This window comes from Streptomyces sp. NPDC060035, assembly GCF_042736635.1.
In the GTDB taxonomy this organism is placed as follows: Bacteria; Actinomycetota; Actinomycetes; order Streptomycetales; family Streptomycetaceae; genus Streptomyces.
On sequence record NZ_JBHWVO010000022.1, the window covers coordinates 19873 to 33735 of the forward strand.

Consider the following 13863-nt stretch of genomic DNA (forward strand, 5'->3'; position numbering starts at 1 on the left):
CGGAGCACAGCGGCCACGGTCGTCGTCACTTCGGGGTGACCACCTTGTAGTTCTTCGGGACCTGGGCGTCGGGCCTGCGCAGATAGAGCGGCTGCGGGGGCAGCAGTCCGGCCCCGGCCGCGAGGCGCTCGGCGGCGAGGGCGGCGAGGGCTCCTGCACTGACGTGTTCGGGGCTGCGGGCGTCCGGGAAGGCGTCGGGGTAGAGCAGGGCACCCGCGCCGACGACGGGCAGCCCGGCGAGCTGTTCGGCGATGTCGGCCGGCCGGTCGACGGCGGGCTCGCCGGCCCGGGTGCGGGAGTCCTCGTACCGCGCCCAGTAGACCTCCTTGCGCCGCGCGTCCGTCGCGACGGCGAACGGGCCTTCGAGGCCGGCCTGTCCGGCGGCGTACGCGAGGCCGTCGAGCGTGCACAGTCCGTGCACCGGTACGCGGAGGGCGGAGCCGAACGTCGCCGCGGTCACCAGACCGACACGCAGCCCGGTGTACGGGCCGGGGCCGACCCCGACGACCACGTCCGTCACGGCGTCGAGTTTCACCCCGGCCTCGGCGAGGACCCGGTCGACGGCGGGAAGCAGCAGTTCCCCGTGCCGTCGGGCGTCGACCTGGCCGGTCTCGGCGACGACGGAGGTCCCGTCGTGGAGGGCGACGGTGACGGCGGGAGTGGCGGTATCAACGGCGAGCATGAGCACACAAACAGCCTACGGCTCCGCCGACTCGGGTACGGCCCGCCCGCACATCGTCCCGATCAGCCCTTCCGCTGCTGGTACCGTCGCCGGGTATACGTGTGTACGACGTAAATGCTTGTACGACATGCGACGGACGGCATGCGAAAGGGGAGCTCACGGTGGCAAGGGGCAGCTCGGGAATCGTGGCCGGGCTCACTGCCGCGGCGGTGGCCGCGGTCTGTTTCCTCGCCTACCAGGCATCGGCGAACGCACCCGACTCCGTGGCCGCCCCCACGGCGAAGTCCTCCGGCGCCTCGACGGCCGGGCCCACCGAGAAGCCCGAGGCCCCGAAGGAACCGCTCGCGGTCCCCGTGGACTCCGACACCGGGGCGCGCGTCGTGTACGCGCTGAACGACCGGCGGGTGTGGGTCGTGGACGCCAAGGAGAAGTCGCTCCGGACGTTCACCGTCATGCCGAGCTCCGTCAGCCCGCTGCCCGGCGTCTACCGGGTGACCTCGCGCTCCGGCAGCATCAAGGGCTCGGACGGTGTGCCCATCGAACACGTGGTGCGCTTCGCGGACGTCGACGACGTGGCCGTGGGCTTCAGCGCCGCGCAGGACGACTCGCTGGAGAGCCCCGACCCCTCGATCAAGACCGGCGGGGTCCGGATGAAGCGAGCCGACGGCAACGCGCTGTGGACGTTCGCGACCGTCGGGGTCAAGGTCGTCGTCGTCCCGTAACGCGTCGTCCCGTAACGCCCGTACCGCAGTGCGCGGCGCTGGCCGGGCCCCTCAGGCCGCGTCGCGTCCGGCGGACAGCTGTCCCTGCTCGTCGTCCTCGTGCTCCCCACGGGGCGGTGTCGAGACCGCCGTCGCAGCGGCGCAGGAGGCCAGTAGGTCCTTCATCGACACCGCGGACGCCGACGGTGGCTCCGCCTGCGGCGACTGCGGCTGCACTTCACGCTCGGGTGTCGGCATGCAAGCCTCCTCGGGCTTCGGTGAAAGATCTGGTTAGGCAGACCTAACCAATCTCGCAACCATGTGACCACGGCCGCAGCCCCCCGCGCAACATTTTACCGACGACTTGTCGGAAAGCACCGGTCGGCACATCGGTCACCGCAGCCGGGAAACCGCGGTCACGCCCCCGCCAGATCCGTCCGCAGCCCCGTCCAGCGCGCCCCGAAGCCGACCAGCGTCACCGTGCGCCGCTCGTCGTCCGTGTCCCCGACCGCGCGGTCGATCAGAACCTGCAGCCGGTCGTCCGACAGCTCCTCGACCTTGCCGTCGCCCCATTCCACGACGATCACCGAATCCGGCAGCGACACATCGAGGTCCAGGTCCTCCATCTCGTCGAGCCCGCCGCCCAGTCGGTACGCGTCGACGTGGACCAGGGCGGGCCCCTCGCCCAGCGACGGGTGCACCCGGGCGATCACGAAGGTGGGCGAGGTGACGGCACCGCGTACCCCGAGGCCCTCTCCGAGCCCCCGGGTGAGGGTGGTCTTGCCCGCGCCGAGCTCGCCGGTGAGCATCACCAGGTCGCCGGGGGCCAGCACCCCGGCGATGCGGCGGCCGAGGTCGCGCATCTGGTCGGGGGACTCGACGGCAAGGTCCAGGGTGACGGTGCCCGGTGCGGCGGTGTCAGCCACCGGGCCGTTGTGCGCTGCTTCCATGCTCGCCAACGTTAGAGGATCCGGACACCTCACCCGGAACCGCTCCGATCCGTACCAGCAGGTCCGCGAGCCGGTCGGTGACCGTCTCCGGGTGCTCGAGCATCACCAGGTGACCGGCGTCCGGCACGATGACCAGCTCCGCGTCCGGCAGCTGGTCCGCAATGGCCTCGCTGTGCGAACTGGGTGTGACCAGGTCCTTGTCGCCGGCCAGGATCAGCACCGGAAGATCGCGGAAGGCGGGCAGCGCCCCGCTCTTGTCGTGCTCGGTGAACGCCGGATAGAACTCGGCGACCACATCGATCGGGGTGGACTCGATGAGCCGCTCCGCGAACCGTGAGACCGCCGGGTCCACATCCCGCGAGCCGAACGAGTACCGCTTGATCAGCCCCGCGAACAGGTCGGCGGTCGCCCGCCGTCCGCGCTCCACGAGCTCCGTCTGCGAACCGAGCGCCTTGAGCACCCCGGGCAGCACCCGGCGCACGGCGTTCACGCCCGCCACCGGCAGCCCGAAGTTCACCTCGCCGAGCTTCCCGCTCGACGTACCGACGAACGCGACCGCGGCGACCCGGTCCCGGATCAGTGCCGGGTACTGGTCGGCGAGCGCCATCATCGTCATGCCGCCCATCGAGTGCCCGACCAGCACCAGCGGGCCCTCGGGGGCAGCGGCGTCGATGACCGCCTTCAGGTCGCGGCCGAGCTGGTCCATGCCGACGGCCACACCCTCGGCCTGCGCCCTGCCGCGCTCGGAGCGGCCGTGGCTGCGCTGGTCCCAGTGGACCGTACGTACCAGGCCACGCAGGGCCGCACGCTGGAAGTGCCAGGAGTCCTGGTTGAGGCAGTAGCCGTGGCTGAAGACGACGGTGACGGGCACGGGGGACTTGCGGCCGAAGAGCCTGCGCCGGCGCGAACCGGGGCCCGCTCCGGATCCGGCGCCCGCCTTCGTGCCCGGGCGGCCCGTGCCGCTGTCCGGTTCGACCTCGTCGACCTCGTAGTACAGCTCGGTGGCGTCGTCCGCGACCGCCCGTCCGGACACCCCGCGCAGCGAGCCGTACGGCCCGGAGGCGTCCAGTGCGAGCCGGGCCTTCTTGCGCATGCCACGGCCCACCGTCAGGCGCTCGACCGCGACGCCGGCCGCCGCGCCCGCCGCGATGACGCCTATCGCCGCCCCGGCGATGCCCGCCCGGCGCCAGCCGGCCGCGGCAACGACGGCCGTCGCCACCACGTCCTCCGCACTGGTCTCGCTCACCGTGCCGCGCTCCTCGTCGTTGTCGTCGCGTTCAGATGGACGCGGGGTACGCGTGCACCGATGCGTGTGACGATCTCGTACACGATCGTGTCGGCCGCGACCGCCCAGTCCTCGGCGCTCGGCTCTCCCCGGTCGCCCGGCCCGAACAGCACCGCTTCGGCGCCCGGCTCCGGGGTGTCGCCCCCGAGGTCGACCACGAACTGATCCATCGCGATCCGGCCGGCGACGGTCCGGCGCCGGCCGTCGATGAGGACGGGGCCCCGGCCGGAGGCATGGCGCGGGATGCCGTCCGCGTAACCGACGGGCACCAGGGCGAGCGTCGTCTCGGCGGAGGTCGTGTAGTGGTGGCCGTAGCTGACGCCGTGGCCCGGGGGCACCTGCTTGACCAGGGCGATCGAGGCGGCGAGCGTCATCACGGGGCGCAGGCCGAAGTCGGCCGGTGTGCCCAGCTCCGGGCTCGGTGAGATGCCGTACATGGCGATTCCGGTGCGTACGAGATCGAAGTGCGACTCGGGCACCGTGAGAGTCGCCGGGGAGTTGGCGATGTGCCGCACCTCGGGCTCGGCGCCCGCCTTCTCCGCATACGCCACCATGTCGCGGAACACGTTCAGCTGGGCGGCGATCGACGGGTGGCCCGGCTCGTCGGCACAGGCGAAGTGCGACCAGAGACCGGTGATGCGCAGCGTGCCCGCGGCCTCGGCGGCGCGGGCGGCGGAGATCAGTTCCGGCCAGTCGGCGGGCTGGCAGCCGTTGCGTCCGAGGCCCGTGTCGGCCTTGAGCTGGACCCGGGCCGGAATCCCGGCCTCCGTGGCCGCGGCGACGACTTCGGTGAGGGCCCACAGGCCGCTCGCCGAGACATCGATGTCCGCCTCGATCGCCTCGCGCCAGGGACCGCCGGGCGTCCACAGCCAGCACATCATCCGGCCGCCGATCCCGGCCGCCCTCAGGGCGAGCGCCTCCTGCGGGGTCGCGGTGCCCAGCCAGGTCGCCCCGGCCTCGATCGCGGCCCGGGCGCAGGGCACCGCCCCGTGCCCGTACGCGTCGGACTTCACGACAGCCATGAGCTGCGCCCCGGACGCCCGCGCACGCAGGGCGCGCACATTGGCGCGCACCGCGGCGAGGTCGATCTCGGCTCGGGCTCTCAGGGACGCTGTCTCGTTCATCGCGCCCAGTCTCTCAGAGCCGTACGCCTGTGCCCTCGACCTCCCGGGCGCGGTGAGGCGTCAGCCGTGCTCCAGGGCGTGTTCCAGGTGGTCGGCGAGGACCGGGACGTGGCTGGCCGGGATGTCCTTCACCGCCGTGAGCAGCGTGACCGGGCCGCCCTCGCGCAGCAGGCCGAGCAGCTCCTCCACGGCCCGGGTGTGGGCCGGGTCACCGAGCTCGGTGCGGTAGCGGTCCACGAAGTCGTCGTAGCGGGTGTCCGAGCGGTCCTCGTGGTACCAGGAGCGGAGCTCGTTCGACGGGGTGACGTCCTTGGCCCACACGTCGACGGCGGCACGCTCCTTGGACACCCCGCGCGGCCAGAGCCGGTCGACGAGGACGCGGGTGCCGTCGTCGTCCTGTGGCGGGTCGTACACCCTGCGCATACGTACGGCGTCGCTGCTGCCCACGTCCTGTTCACCCTTCTCGCTCTCGTCCTTCCCCTGCCAGCGTGGATCAGGCCCGCACATCCCGCCACGCCGCCGGGATCGCGTTCGCGACGTCCTGCGCGGCGACCGGCGCCCCGTCCGAGCCCCGGCGCGCCGCGAGCCCGTGCAGATAGGCGCCCACCGACGCCGCGTCGCGCGGGGCGAGGCCCGCCGCAAGCAGGGAGCCGGTCAGTCCGGCGAGCACATCGCCGCTGCCCGCGGTGGCCAGCCAGGACGTGCCCGTCGGGTTGACCCGTACGGGCTCCCCCCCGGCCTCCGCGACCAGGGTCGTCGACCCCTTGAGCAGCACCGTCGCGCCGTAGCGCGCGGCCAGTTCCCGTACGGCGGCGAGCCGTCCCGCCTCGACCTCCTCGCGCGGGACGCCGAGCAGCGCGGCGGCCTCCCCGGCGTGCGGGGTGAGCACCGTGGCGGCGGTGCGCGACCGTACGGCTTCGGCGTCCATCAGCCGCAGCCCGTCCGCGTCGACCAGCACCGGAACGTCCGCGGCCAGGACGTCGGACACCGCTCCGGCCGCCGCGGTGGAGTCGCCGAGACCGGGGCCGACCACCCAGGCCTGCACCCGTCCGGCCTTCGACGGCGGCCACGGGTGCACCAGGGTCTCCGGGAAGCGGGCGATCACCGCGTCCGCGCCGGGACCGGCGTACCGCACGGCTCCGGCACCGCCGCGCAGCGCGCCGGCGACCGCGAGCACCGCGGCGCCCGGGTACCGCTCGGACCCGGCGGCCACGCCGACCACGCCACGCCGGTACTTGTCGCTCTCGGCCCCCGGCACCGGCAGGAGCGCCGCCACGTCCGCGTACTGCAGGGCCTCCAGGTCGGGGCGCCCGGGCAGTTCGGGCCCCAGCCCGATGTCGATGAGCCGCAGGGCTCCGGCCCGTTCGGCGGCCGGGTCGATGAGCAGGCCGGGCTTGTACGTGCCGAAGGTGACGGTGGCGTCCGCCCTTACGGCAGCTCCCAGGACCTCCCCGGTGTCCGCCTCGACCCCGCTCGGCAGATCCACGGCAAGCACCGGCGCGTGTCCGCCGGTGACCGCGCGGACCAGCTGCTCCGCCTCGGGGCGCAGGCCGCCGCGGCCTCCGATTCCGGTGATGCCGTCGACGACGAGGTCGACGGGGCCGAAGACATGGCCGATGCCGTCCGGGGCGTCGAGGACCTGGCCGCCCGCCGCCAGCAGCGCGGCGAGACCGCCCCGGTGGACCTTGTCCGGCGCGGTCAGCAGGGCGCGTACGCCCGCTCCGCGCCGGGCCAGCCGGGCCCCCGCGTACAGCGTGTCGCCGCCGTTGTCGCCGCTGCCGACGAGCAGCAGCACCCGGGACCCGTACACCCGGCCGTTGCGCCGGAGCAGATCACCGCAGGCCACCGCCAGGCCCGCGGCGGCGCGCCGCATCAGCGCGCCCTCGGGCAGCCGTGCCATCAGCGCCTGTTCGGCGGCCCGTACGGTCGAAACGCTGTACGCCTGTCGCATACGCTCAACCCTCCGCGATCACCACGGCCGACGCCACCCCCGCGTCATGGCTGAGCGACACATGCCAGCTGCGCACGCCCAGCGCGGCGGCGCGGGCCGCGACCGTGCCGCGGACCTCCAGCCGGGGCTGCCCGCTGTCCTCGACGCACACCTCGGCATCCGTCCACAGCAGCCCGCCCGGCGCCCCGAGCGCCTTGGCCAGCGCCTCCTTGGCGGCGAACCGGGCAGCCAGCGAGGCGATTCCCCGCCGGTCCCCACTGGGCAGCAGCAACTCCCGCTCCAGGAAGAGGCGGTCCGCCATCTGCGGCGTACGCTCCAGCGCGGCGCCGAAGCGTTCGATCTCCGCCACATCGATCCCGACCCCGATGATCACGTACTCACCCTCACCCTGATCTACTCCACGGTCACGGACTTCGCCAGATTGCGCGGCTGGTCCACCTCGTTGCCGCGGGCCGTCGCCAGTTCGCAGGCGAACACCTGCAACGGCACGGTGGCGACCAGCGGCTGAAGCAGCGTAGGCGTAACGGGGATCCTGATGAGGTGGTCCGCATACGGGACGACCGCTTCGTCGCCCTCCTCGGCGATGACGACGGTACGGGCGCCGCGGGCCCTGATCTCCTGGATGTTCGACACGATCTTGTCGTGGAGCACCGAACGGCCGCGCGGGGACGGCACGATCACGACGACCGGCAGCCCTTCGTCGATGAGCGCGATCGGCCCGTGTTTGAGCTCTCCCGCCGCGAAGCCCTCGGCGTGCATGTACGCGAGTTCCTTGAGCTTCAACGCGCCTTCCAGGGCCACCGGGTAGCCGACGTGCCGGCCCACGAAGAGCACCGTGTCGCGGTGTGCGAGCGAGCGGGCGAGCGCGCGCACGGGCTCCATCGTCCCGAGGAGCTCCTCCACCTGCCGGGGGATCCCGGAGAGCTGGCGCACCACGGTGCGGATCTCGTCGCCCCACTTGGTGCCGCGGATCTGGCCGAGGTACAGCGCGACGAGATAGCAGGCGACGAGCTGCGTCAGGAACGCCTTGGTGGAGGCGACGGCCACCTCCGGACCCGCGTGGGTGTAGAGGACGGCGTCGGACTCCCTCGGGATCGTCGACCCGTTCGTGTTGCAGATGGCGAGGACCTTCGCCCCCTGCTCACGGGCGTGCCGCAGGGCCATCAGCGTGTCCATCGTCTCGCCGGACTGGGAGATCGCGATGACCAGGGTGTGCCGGTCCAGGATCGGGTCGCGGTAGCGGAACTCGCTGGCGAGCTCCGTCTCGCAGGGCAGCCGGGTGACGTGCTCGATGGCGTACTTGGCGATCATCCCGGCGTGGAACGCGGTCCCGCAGGCGACGATGAAGACCTTGTCGACCTCCCTGAGCTCGCTCGGCGGGATCCGTACCTCGTCGAGGCGCAGCGCACCCGAGGCGTCGATCCGGCCCAGGAGCGTGTCGGCGACAGCCTTCGGCTGGTCCGCGATCTCCTTGAGCATGAAGGAGGCGTAGCCGCCCTTCTCGGCGGCGGAGGCGTCCCAGTCCACGTGGTACGCACGCGACTCCGCGGGAAACCCGTCGAACCCCGTGACGGTGACCCCGTCCCTGCGCAGCTCCACCACCTGGTCCTGGCCCAGCTCGATCGCCGACCGGGTGTGCGCGATGAAGGCGGCCACATCGGAGGCCAGGAACATCTCCCCGTCCCCGGCCCCGACCACCAGGGGCGAGTTCCGCCGGGCCCCGACGACCACATCCGGCTCGTCCGCATGCACCGCGACCAGGGTGAACGCGCCCTCCAACTGCCGGCAGACCTGGCGCATGGCCTCGGCGAGATCACCGGCCGAGGAGTACGCCTCCGCCAGCAGATGGGCGACGACCTCGGTATCGGTCTCGGAGGCCAGCTCGTGCCCGCGCCCGGTCAGTTCCTCGCGCAGCGCGGCGAAGTTCTCGATGATCCCGTTGTGTACGACGGCGACGCGCCCCGCGTTGTCGAGATGCGGGTGGGCGTTGGCATCGGTCGGACCGCCGTGCGTGGCCCAACGGGTGTGCCCGATCCCGGTGTTCCCGGCGGGCAGTGGCCGTTCCTTGAGCTCCTTCTCCAGGTTGAGGAGCTTCCCGGCCTTCTTCGCCCCGGCCAGACCACCGTCCGAAAGAACGGCGACCCCTGCGGAGTCGTAGCCCCGGTACTCCAGCCGCTTCAGCCCCGCAACGACGACGTCCTGCGCCGACTGCCCACCGACGTAACCCACGATTCCGCACATATCGGCACCATAAGGCCGCGCGGTGGCGGGGGACAGTAGGGGTGGGCCGCGCGCGGTCGGGCGTCAGGCGAACCGCGGCAACCGGGACGGCAGCGTCCGCGCCTCCTGGCACCCCTGGATCCTGTAGTTGTACTTCAACAGCTCATAGGCGAAGTCGGTCACCTCCTGCCGCAGTTCGTCCCCCGTCACGGCCGTATCGCCGATCGTCCTGGACTCGACGATCGACCCGTAATCCTGCCCCGCCTCTTCGGGCTTTTTCCCGGTCGGCGTACAGGGGACATAGATCAAAGCCTGGCTCGCGTACGAGACCGCACGAACGCCCTGGAAGTCGACTTCGAGCTTGCTCGCGTCCGCATCCGCCTCGACCTCTTCGCGCCACTCATCCGCGGAAACGTCATGGATCGTACCGTCACCGGAAAGAATGGAATCCTGGCTGCGCGTTTTCACATTGCAAGAGAAGAGGAAATTCTCTCCGATCCCGTCGACCCTTCTACCCCGCTCGTGAGCTGTCATCGTGCCCGGCAGAACAATTGCGGCTATGTTCCGGTCCACAGCACCCGAGCAGACCCTCTCCGGCAGACGGTCAACGCCTTTGGTGAAGATCTGTACATACCCGAAGGCGCCCACAGCCACAACGGCCAAACCGGCAAGAGCCTGCTTAGTCATTTTTTTCTCGATCACTCTCATGGCTACGCTCCAGAACCGCCGGTCATTCCCGTACGACAGCTCACACGCAAGGCCGCTCCCCGTCGATCACTTGAATCGGGGCAGGTCGCCGGAGAACTCCTGGCCCTCTCGACACTCTTCGACCCTGTAAGTGTGCCTCAGAAGTTGATACGCAAAATCGGCCACCTGCTGCTGTAGTTCAACCCCTGCCACCCGCGTCTCACCAACGGTTCGTGCGTCAGCAATCAATGCATACGACTGCAATGGCTTCCGACCTTCTTGGTCCGGCCGAGTACAGGACACGTAGAGGGAAACGCCGTCAGAGGTCGTCATGGCAGCAATTCCCCCTGCACCCACCTCACGCGACTTGCCATCGTCACCGGAATGAGCTTCGCGCCACTTGCCCATCGTGACGTCATTGACCCGAACCTCCCCGGAAAATATGGAGGCCTGACTGCGAGTCTTGACGTAGCAGGAAAATACCGTGCCCCGGGAACTCGAGTATGCGATCCCTTTTTCCCCTCGCTCCGAAGCTGTCATCGTCTTCGGGAGAACCCTTGCTGCAATATCCCGGTCGACCGCACCCGAACACACCTTGGCAGGCAAACGGTCCACCCCCTTGGTGAAGACCTCGAGGTACCCGAAAATTCCAGCCGAGACCATTACCAGGCCCAGAAAGACACGAACCAGGGCCGTCCTCTTCATCCTTGACGTCGCGACGCCGAGCACCTCACTCCCGTCACGAGCTCGGCCCGGCATGGCTGTCCTCCAGATTCGAGTCACCATCCGCCCATCCGGCGTTCATGGTCCCAGGCCATGGCTGATCACTTTCCCCCGTCGGCACCACGTGCAGAACACACCTACGTGCGAACTCAGCAAACAGAATTTCTGTGCGACCACGTTTTGAGGCAACCTCATACCCCTCAGAACGCTGCCGCACGGGCCCTTGTCGATGACCTCCGTGGGCTCCGTTGCAGGTCGTGCCCGTGCTCGGCCGACTCAGCCTCGCCCCGGCAGCTAGGCCCGGGATCGAGTGCGCCGCACAAGCATTAACGCTCGCAAAGCAACTCAAAGCTCCCGCACCGTTCCTCGGTCCAGGGAGTTCTGCACACAGCCCGCGTGCGCAAGGGGGCCACCGGGTCGGTGGCCTGAAAGTCCTGGCGTCCACGACCGCGGACGAGACCGGCGAGACCTCTCGGGTCGACCGGGTCAGCCCACGTCGCGGACGCAGTGCTCTCTCAGGTCGGGCGCATGCCGGGCGACAGTGCGGTAGTCGGCGTCGTCGTGAAGAACAACCAGCCCGTGGTGGGCGGCAGTTGCGGCGATCATCAGGTCCACGGCCGAGGCGCTGCGGTGCTCCCCGACCCGCGCCATACGCTGTTGCACCGCACTGATCCAGCGTCCCGCGTTCTTCGGCACCGAGACGTCCGGGTAGAGATCGGCGAACATGTCCACGATCTCGTCGTACTCACGACCGGTCCGGGCACTGTGGAGGAACTCCGTGCGCTGCGGGTAGCAGGAAGCCAACGCCTCGGCGCTGATCGCGTCGTACCAGGCGGACTGCAGGGCGGAGTCACCGAGCAGACGGACCAGCCCGGACGTGTCGAGCAGATAGATCACTGCCCGTCCTTCTCCGCCCGGTGCCGGCGCTCGGCGTCCTCCACTGCTCCCCACTGGCGAGCCCGCTCGAAGTGGCGGCTGATCCGCACCGCGCGGTCCTGCTGGTCCGCGTAGTACCGGAGGGCCAGATTCACCGCCTCCTTCTTGGTCCTGGCCTTGGACAAGGCCATGGTGCGCTCCAGCGCGTCATCGTCTATGTCGATCTGGGTCACGGACATCCAGCACCTCCCGGCAAGCATGGTCATGTACAAAGAATTGTATGGCACCAACAAAAGGGCCGCCCGGCTTCTCCATCCTCGGCAAGTGAGGGCCTGGCCGCCCTGGAGCGCCGGGTCCTTCAAGAGGTGGCCGGTCTCGACCGCACGAGCGGTGCTCCTCCTGTGCGCCGCGGCCGGGTCCGGGCTGCGCAAGGAACTGGTCCAGGCGATGCGGACCTACACCGGCCACCGCCACGCCAACAGCGTGCTGCACACCCCACCCCGCTCGGTGCCACCCTGCTCCGGGCGACACCACAGGCCCCGCCCCGTCCCCCACGTGACCGAGCCCACCCCCCACTCCGTTAAAACTCCCGCAACAATGAGTACGTGATCACTTCGCCCGCACGGAGCTCCCGTCGCACCGAGCACGCGCCGACGCCCTACGTCGACCTGACCCGGGCGGAGTGGAGCGCTCTGCGCGACAAGACCCCGCTGCCGCTCTCCGCCGAGGAGGTCGAGAAGCTGCGTGGGCTCGGGGATGTCATCGACCTCGATGAGGTGCGGGACGTCTATCTGCCCCTGTCCCGGCTCCTCAACCTGTACGTCCAGGCCACCTCCGGTCTGCGCGGCGCGCTGAACACCTTCCTCGGGGATGCGGGCAACGGCCACGGCGAGCAGCGCGGTACCCCCTTCGTCATAGGGGTCGCGGGCAGCGTCGCCGTCGGCAAGTCCACCAGCGCCCGCATCCTGCAGGCGCTGCTGGCGCGCTGGCCGGAGCATCCCCGCGTGGAGCTGGTGACCACGGACGGGTTCCTGCTGCCGATGAAGGAGCTCCAGGCGCGCGGGCTGATGTCGCGCAAAGGGTTCCCGGAGTCCTACGACCGGCGGGCCCTGACCCGGTTCGTCGCCGACATCAAGGCCGGCAAGGACGAGGTGACGGCGCCCGTCTACTCGCACCTGATCTACGACATCGTGCCGGATGAGCGGCTCACCGTACGCCGTCCCGACATCCTGATCGTCGAAGGGCTGAACGTGCTGCAGCCCGCGCTGCCCGGCAAGGACGGCCGGACCAGGGTCGGCCTCGCCGACTACTTCGACTTCAGTGTGTACGTGGACGCGCGCCCCGAGGACATCGAGACCTGGTACCTCCACCGCTTCCGCCGGCTGCGCGAGACGGCGTTCCAGAACCCGTTCTCGTACTTCCGCAAGTACACCCAGGTCTCCGAGGAGGAGGCGCTGGACTACGCGCGCACCATGTGGCGGACCATCAACAAGCCCAATCTGCTGGAGAACGTGGCCCCGACGCGAGGCCGTGCCACTCTGGTGCTGCGTAAGGGGCCGGACCATAAGGTCCAGCGTCTGTCGTTGCGCAAACTCTGACTCCGAAGGGATGCACCGTGCTGCATCTGCGCCTCATCGTGCCCGCCGACCGGACCGATAAGGTGGTGGAGCTGCTGGAGCACACGGTGGGCACCGCACATCTCGCGGTGCTCGCGGGCGTCGCCCGCAGCCCGGTCGGCGATGTCGTCCTGTGCGACGTGGCACGCGAGGCGGGCGACGAGCTGATCGGCGCGCTGCGGGGGCTCGGCATCGACAAGTCGGGGTCGATCACCGTCGAGGACATGGATCTCACCCTGTCCGCGCACGCCGACAAGGCGGAGAAGGACGCGCCGGGCGAGGGCGCGGACGCGGTGCTGTGGGAGGAACTGTCGGAGGTCACCCACGAGGAGTCCACGTTCAGCGTCACGTATGTGTCGTTCCTCGCCGTGGCGACGATGCTGGCCGCCTGCGGGGTGATGCTCGACAACGCGATCCTGATCGTGGGCGCGATGGCGGTGGGCCCCGAGTTCGGCCCGCTGGCCGGGATCTCGACGGCGCTGGTGCAGCGCGCCCCGAGGCTGGTCGCGCGGTCGCTGTGGGCACTGATCGGCGGGTTCGCGGTGGCGATGGCGGTGACGGCCGGGTTCGCCTGGCTGATGGACGCCTTCGGGCTGTTCAACGCCGGCATGGTGACGGCGGACCGGCCCAACACCGGATTCATCTGGCATCCGGACTGGATGTCGTTCGTGGTGGCGCTCCTGGCGGGCATCGCCGGGACGCTCTCGCTGACCTCGGCGAAGTCCGGGGCACTGATCGGCGTGGCGATCTCGGTGACCACCGTGCCCGCCGCCGCCAACGCCGCGGTCGCGTTCAGCTACCAGGACCTGCAGCAGACCTGGGGCTCCACGGTGCAGCTCCTCGCCAACCTGGGCGGCATCGTGGTCGCGGGAACGCTGACGCTGCTCCTCCAGAAAGCGCTGTGGGCCGCACAACGCCGGAGGGGGGGGGGCGCGCGGCCCCGCCCCCCCCCGAAACCAAAAACACCAAGGCCCGCGGGGGGGTGAACACAAACGCCCCAAAGCCCCCCCCCGCGCCCGCCCGCGGCAAGTGGGGGGGCGCGGCCCCG

At 70.5% G+C, this 13863-nt stretch carries 16 protein-coding genes; 3 read left to right on the top strand and 13 right to left on the bottom strand.

Annotated elements, in window-relative coordinates:
- Window positions 1-25 precede the first annotated feature (25 nt).
- Window positions 26-682, bottom strand: a complete 657-nt coding sequence (gene tsaB / locus ACFWBQ_RS28695) for a tRNA (adenosine(37)-N6)-threonylcarbamoyltransferase complex dimerization subunit type 1 TsaB (protein WP_385501734.1) — start codon at window positions 680-682, stop codon at window positions 26-28.
- A gap of 161 nt (window positions 683-843) precedes the next feature.
- Here tsaB and ACFWBQ_RS28700 point away from each other — a divergent pair, with 161 nt between their 5' ends.
- Window positions 844-1404 (top strand): hypothetical protein, encoded by a 561-nt coding sequence (locus ACFWBQ_RS28700; protein ID WP_385501737.1) that lies wholly within the window; start codon window positions 844-846, stop codon window positions 1402-1404.
- A gap of 51 nt (window positions 1405-1455) precedes the next feature.
- Here the strand turns inward: ACFWBQ_RS28700 and ACFWBQ_RS28705 are convergent, their stop codons facing one another.
- The 12 genes from ACFWBQ_RS28705 to ACFWBQ_RS28760 all read right to left on the bottom strand — a co-directional run bounded on the left by ACFWBQ_RS28705 (window position 1456) and on the right by ACFWBQ_RS28760 (window position 11438).
- On the bottom strand, window positions 1456-1641 hold the full coding sequence (locus tag ACFWBQ_RS28705) for a hypothetical protein (RefSeq protein WP_385501741.1): 186 nt from the start codon (window positions 1639-1641) through the stop codon (window positions 1456-1458).
- 158 nt (window positions 1642-1799) lie between these two features.
- Window positions 1800-2333, bottom strand: a complete 534-nt coding sequence (gene tsaE, locus ACFWBQ_RS28710) for a tRNA (adenosine(37)-N6)-threonylcarbamoyltransferase complex ATPase subunit type 1 TsaE (RefSeq protein ID WP_385501746.1) — start codon at window positions 2331-2333, stop codon at window positions 1800-1802.
- Window positions 2302-3579, bottom strand: coding sequence for an alpha/beta fold hydrolase (locus ACFWBQ_RS28715; RefSeq protein ID WP_385501752.1), 1278 nt, complete (start codon window positions 3577-3579; stop codon window positions 2302-2304). Before ACFWBQ_RS28715 ends, tsaE begins: the two co-directional genes overlap by 32 nt.
- On the bottom strand, window positions 3576-4742 hold the full coding sequence (gene alr, locus ACFWBQ_RS28720; RefSeq protein ID WP_385501754.1) for an alanine racemase: 1167 nt from the start codon (window positions 4740-4742) through the stop codon (window positions 3576-3578). Before alr ends, ACFWBQ_RS28715 begins: the two co-directional genes overlap by 4 nt.
- A gap of 60 nt (window positions 4743-4802) precedes the next feature.
- Window positions 4803-5189, bottom strand: coding sequence for a DUF488 domain-containing protein (locus ACFWBQ_RS28725; protein WP_385501756.1), 387 nt, complete (start codon window positions 5187-5189; stop codon window positions 4803-4805).
- Window positions 5190-5235: 46 nt separating this feature from the next.
- The gene (locus ACFWBQ_RS28730) at window positions 5236-6693 is read right to left on the bottom strand and encodes an NAD(P)H-hydrate dehydratase (RefSeq protein WP_385501761.1); all 1458 of its coding nucleotides are present in this window, start codon (window positions 6691-6693) and stop codon (window positions 5236-5238) included.
- A gap of 4 nt (window positions 6694-6697) precedes the next feature.
- Window positions 6698-7066: a holo-ACP synthase gene (locus ACFWBQ_RS28735; RefSeq protein ID WP_385501763.1), complete on the bottom strand. Its 369-nt coding sequence runs from the start codon at window positions 7064-7066 to the stop codon at window positions 6698-6700.
- A 20-nt stretch (window positions 7067-7086) separates the two neighbouring features.
- Window positions 7087-8934, bottom strand: a complete 1848-nt coding sequence (gene glmS / locus ACFWBQ_RS28740; RefSeq protein ID WP_385501765.1) for a glutamine--fructose-6-phosphate transaminase (isomerizing) — start codon at window positions 8932-8934, stop codon at window positions 7087-7089.
- Window positions 8935-8997: 63 nt separating this feature from the next.
- Entirely contained in the window at window positions 8998-9621 is a 624-nt protein-coding gene (locus ACFWBQ_RS28745; RefSeq protein WP_385501767.1) for a hypothetical protein, read from the bottom strand.
- 66 nt (window positions 9622-9687) lie between these two features.
- Entirely contained in the window at window positions 9688-10329 is a 642-nt protein-coding gene (locus tag ACFWBQ_RS28750) for a hypothetical protein (RefSeq protein ID WP_385501770.1), read from the bottom strand.
- 480 nt (window positions 10330-10809) lie between these two features.
- The gene (locus ACFWBQ_RS28755) at window positions 10810-11220 is read right to left on the bottom strand and encodes a PIN domain-containing protein (RefSeq protein ID WP_385501776.1); all 411 of its coding nucleotides are present in this window, start codon (window positions 11218-11220) and stop codon (window positions 10810-10812) included.
- Entirely contained in the window at window positions 11217-11438 is a 222-nt protein-coding gene (locus ACFWBQ_RS28760; RefSeq protein ID WP_385501781.1) for a type II toxin-antitoxin system VapB family antitoxin, read from the bottom strand. Before ACFWBQ_RS28760 ends, ACFWBQ_RS28755 begins: the two co-directional genes overlap by 4 nt.
- A gap of 366 nt (window positions 11439-11804) precedes the next feature.
- On the opposite strand from ACFWBQ_RS28760, the gene coaA reads away from it, so the two are divergent.
- Window positions 11805-12797, top strand: coding sequence for a type I pantothenate kinase (gene coaA, locus ACFWBQ_RS28765; RefSeq protein ID WP_385501784.1), 993 nt, complete (start codon window positions 11805-11807; stop codon window positions 12795-12797).
- 17 nt (window positions 12798-12814) lie between these two features.
- Window positions 12815-13801: a DUF389 domain-containing protein gene (locus tag ACFWBQ_RS28770; RefSeq protein ID WP_385501787.1), complete on the top strand. Its 987-nt coding sequence runs from the start codon at window positions 12815-12817 to the stop codon at window positions 13799-13801.
- Window positions 13802-13863 lie beyond the last annotated feature (62 nt).

Bases quoted from the DNA above. Each gene is read 5' to 3' on its own strand.
- tsaB (WP_385501734.1), bottom strand. From the start codon at position 682: ATGCTCGCCGTTGATACCGCCACTCCCGCCGTCACCGTCGCCCTCCAC.
- ACFWBQ_RS28705 (WP_385501741.1), bottom strand. From the start codon at position 1,641: ATGCCGACACCCGAGCGTGAAGTGCAGCCGCAGTCGCCGCAGGCGGAG.
- tsaE (WP_385501746.1), bottom strand. From the start codon at position 2,333: ATGGAAGCAGCGCACAACGGCCCGGTGGCTGACACCGCCGCACCGGGC.
- alr (WP_385501754.1), bottom strand. From the start codon at position 4,742: ATGAACGAGACAGCGTCCCTGAGAGCCCGAGCCGAGATCGACCTCGCC.
- ACFWBQ_RS28730 (WP_385501761.1), bottom strand. From the start codon at position 6,693: ATGCGACAGGCGTACAGCGTTTCGACCGTACGGGCCGCCGAACAGGCG.
- glmS (WP_385501765.1), bottom strand. From the start codon at position 8,934: ATGTGCGGAATCGTGGGTTACGTCGGTGGGCAGTCGGCGCAGGACGTC.
- ACFWBQ_RS28745 (WP_385501767.1), bottom strand. From the start codon at position 9,621: ATGAGAGTGATCGAGAAAAAAATGACTAAGCAGGCTCTTGCCGGTTTG.
- ACFWBQ_RS28760 (WP_385501781.1), bottom strand. From the start codon at position 11,438: ATGTCCGTGACCCAGATCGACATAGACGATGACGCGCTGGAGCGCACC.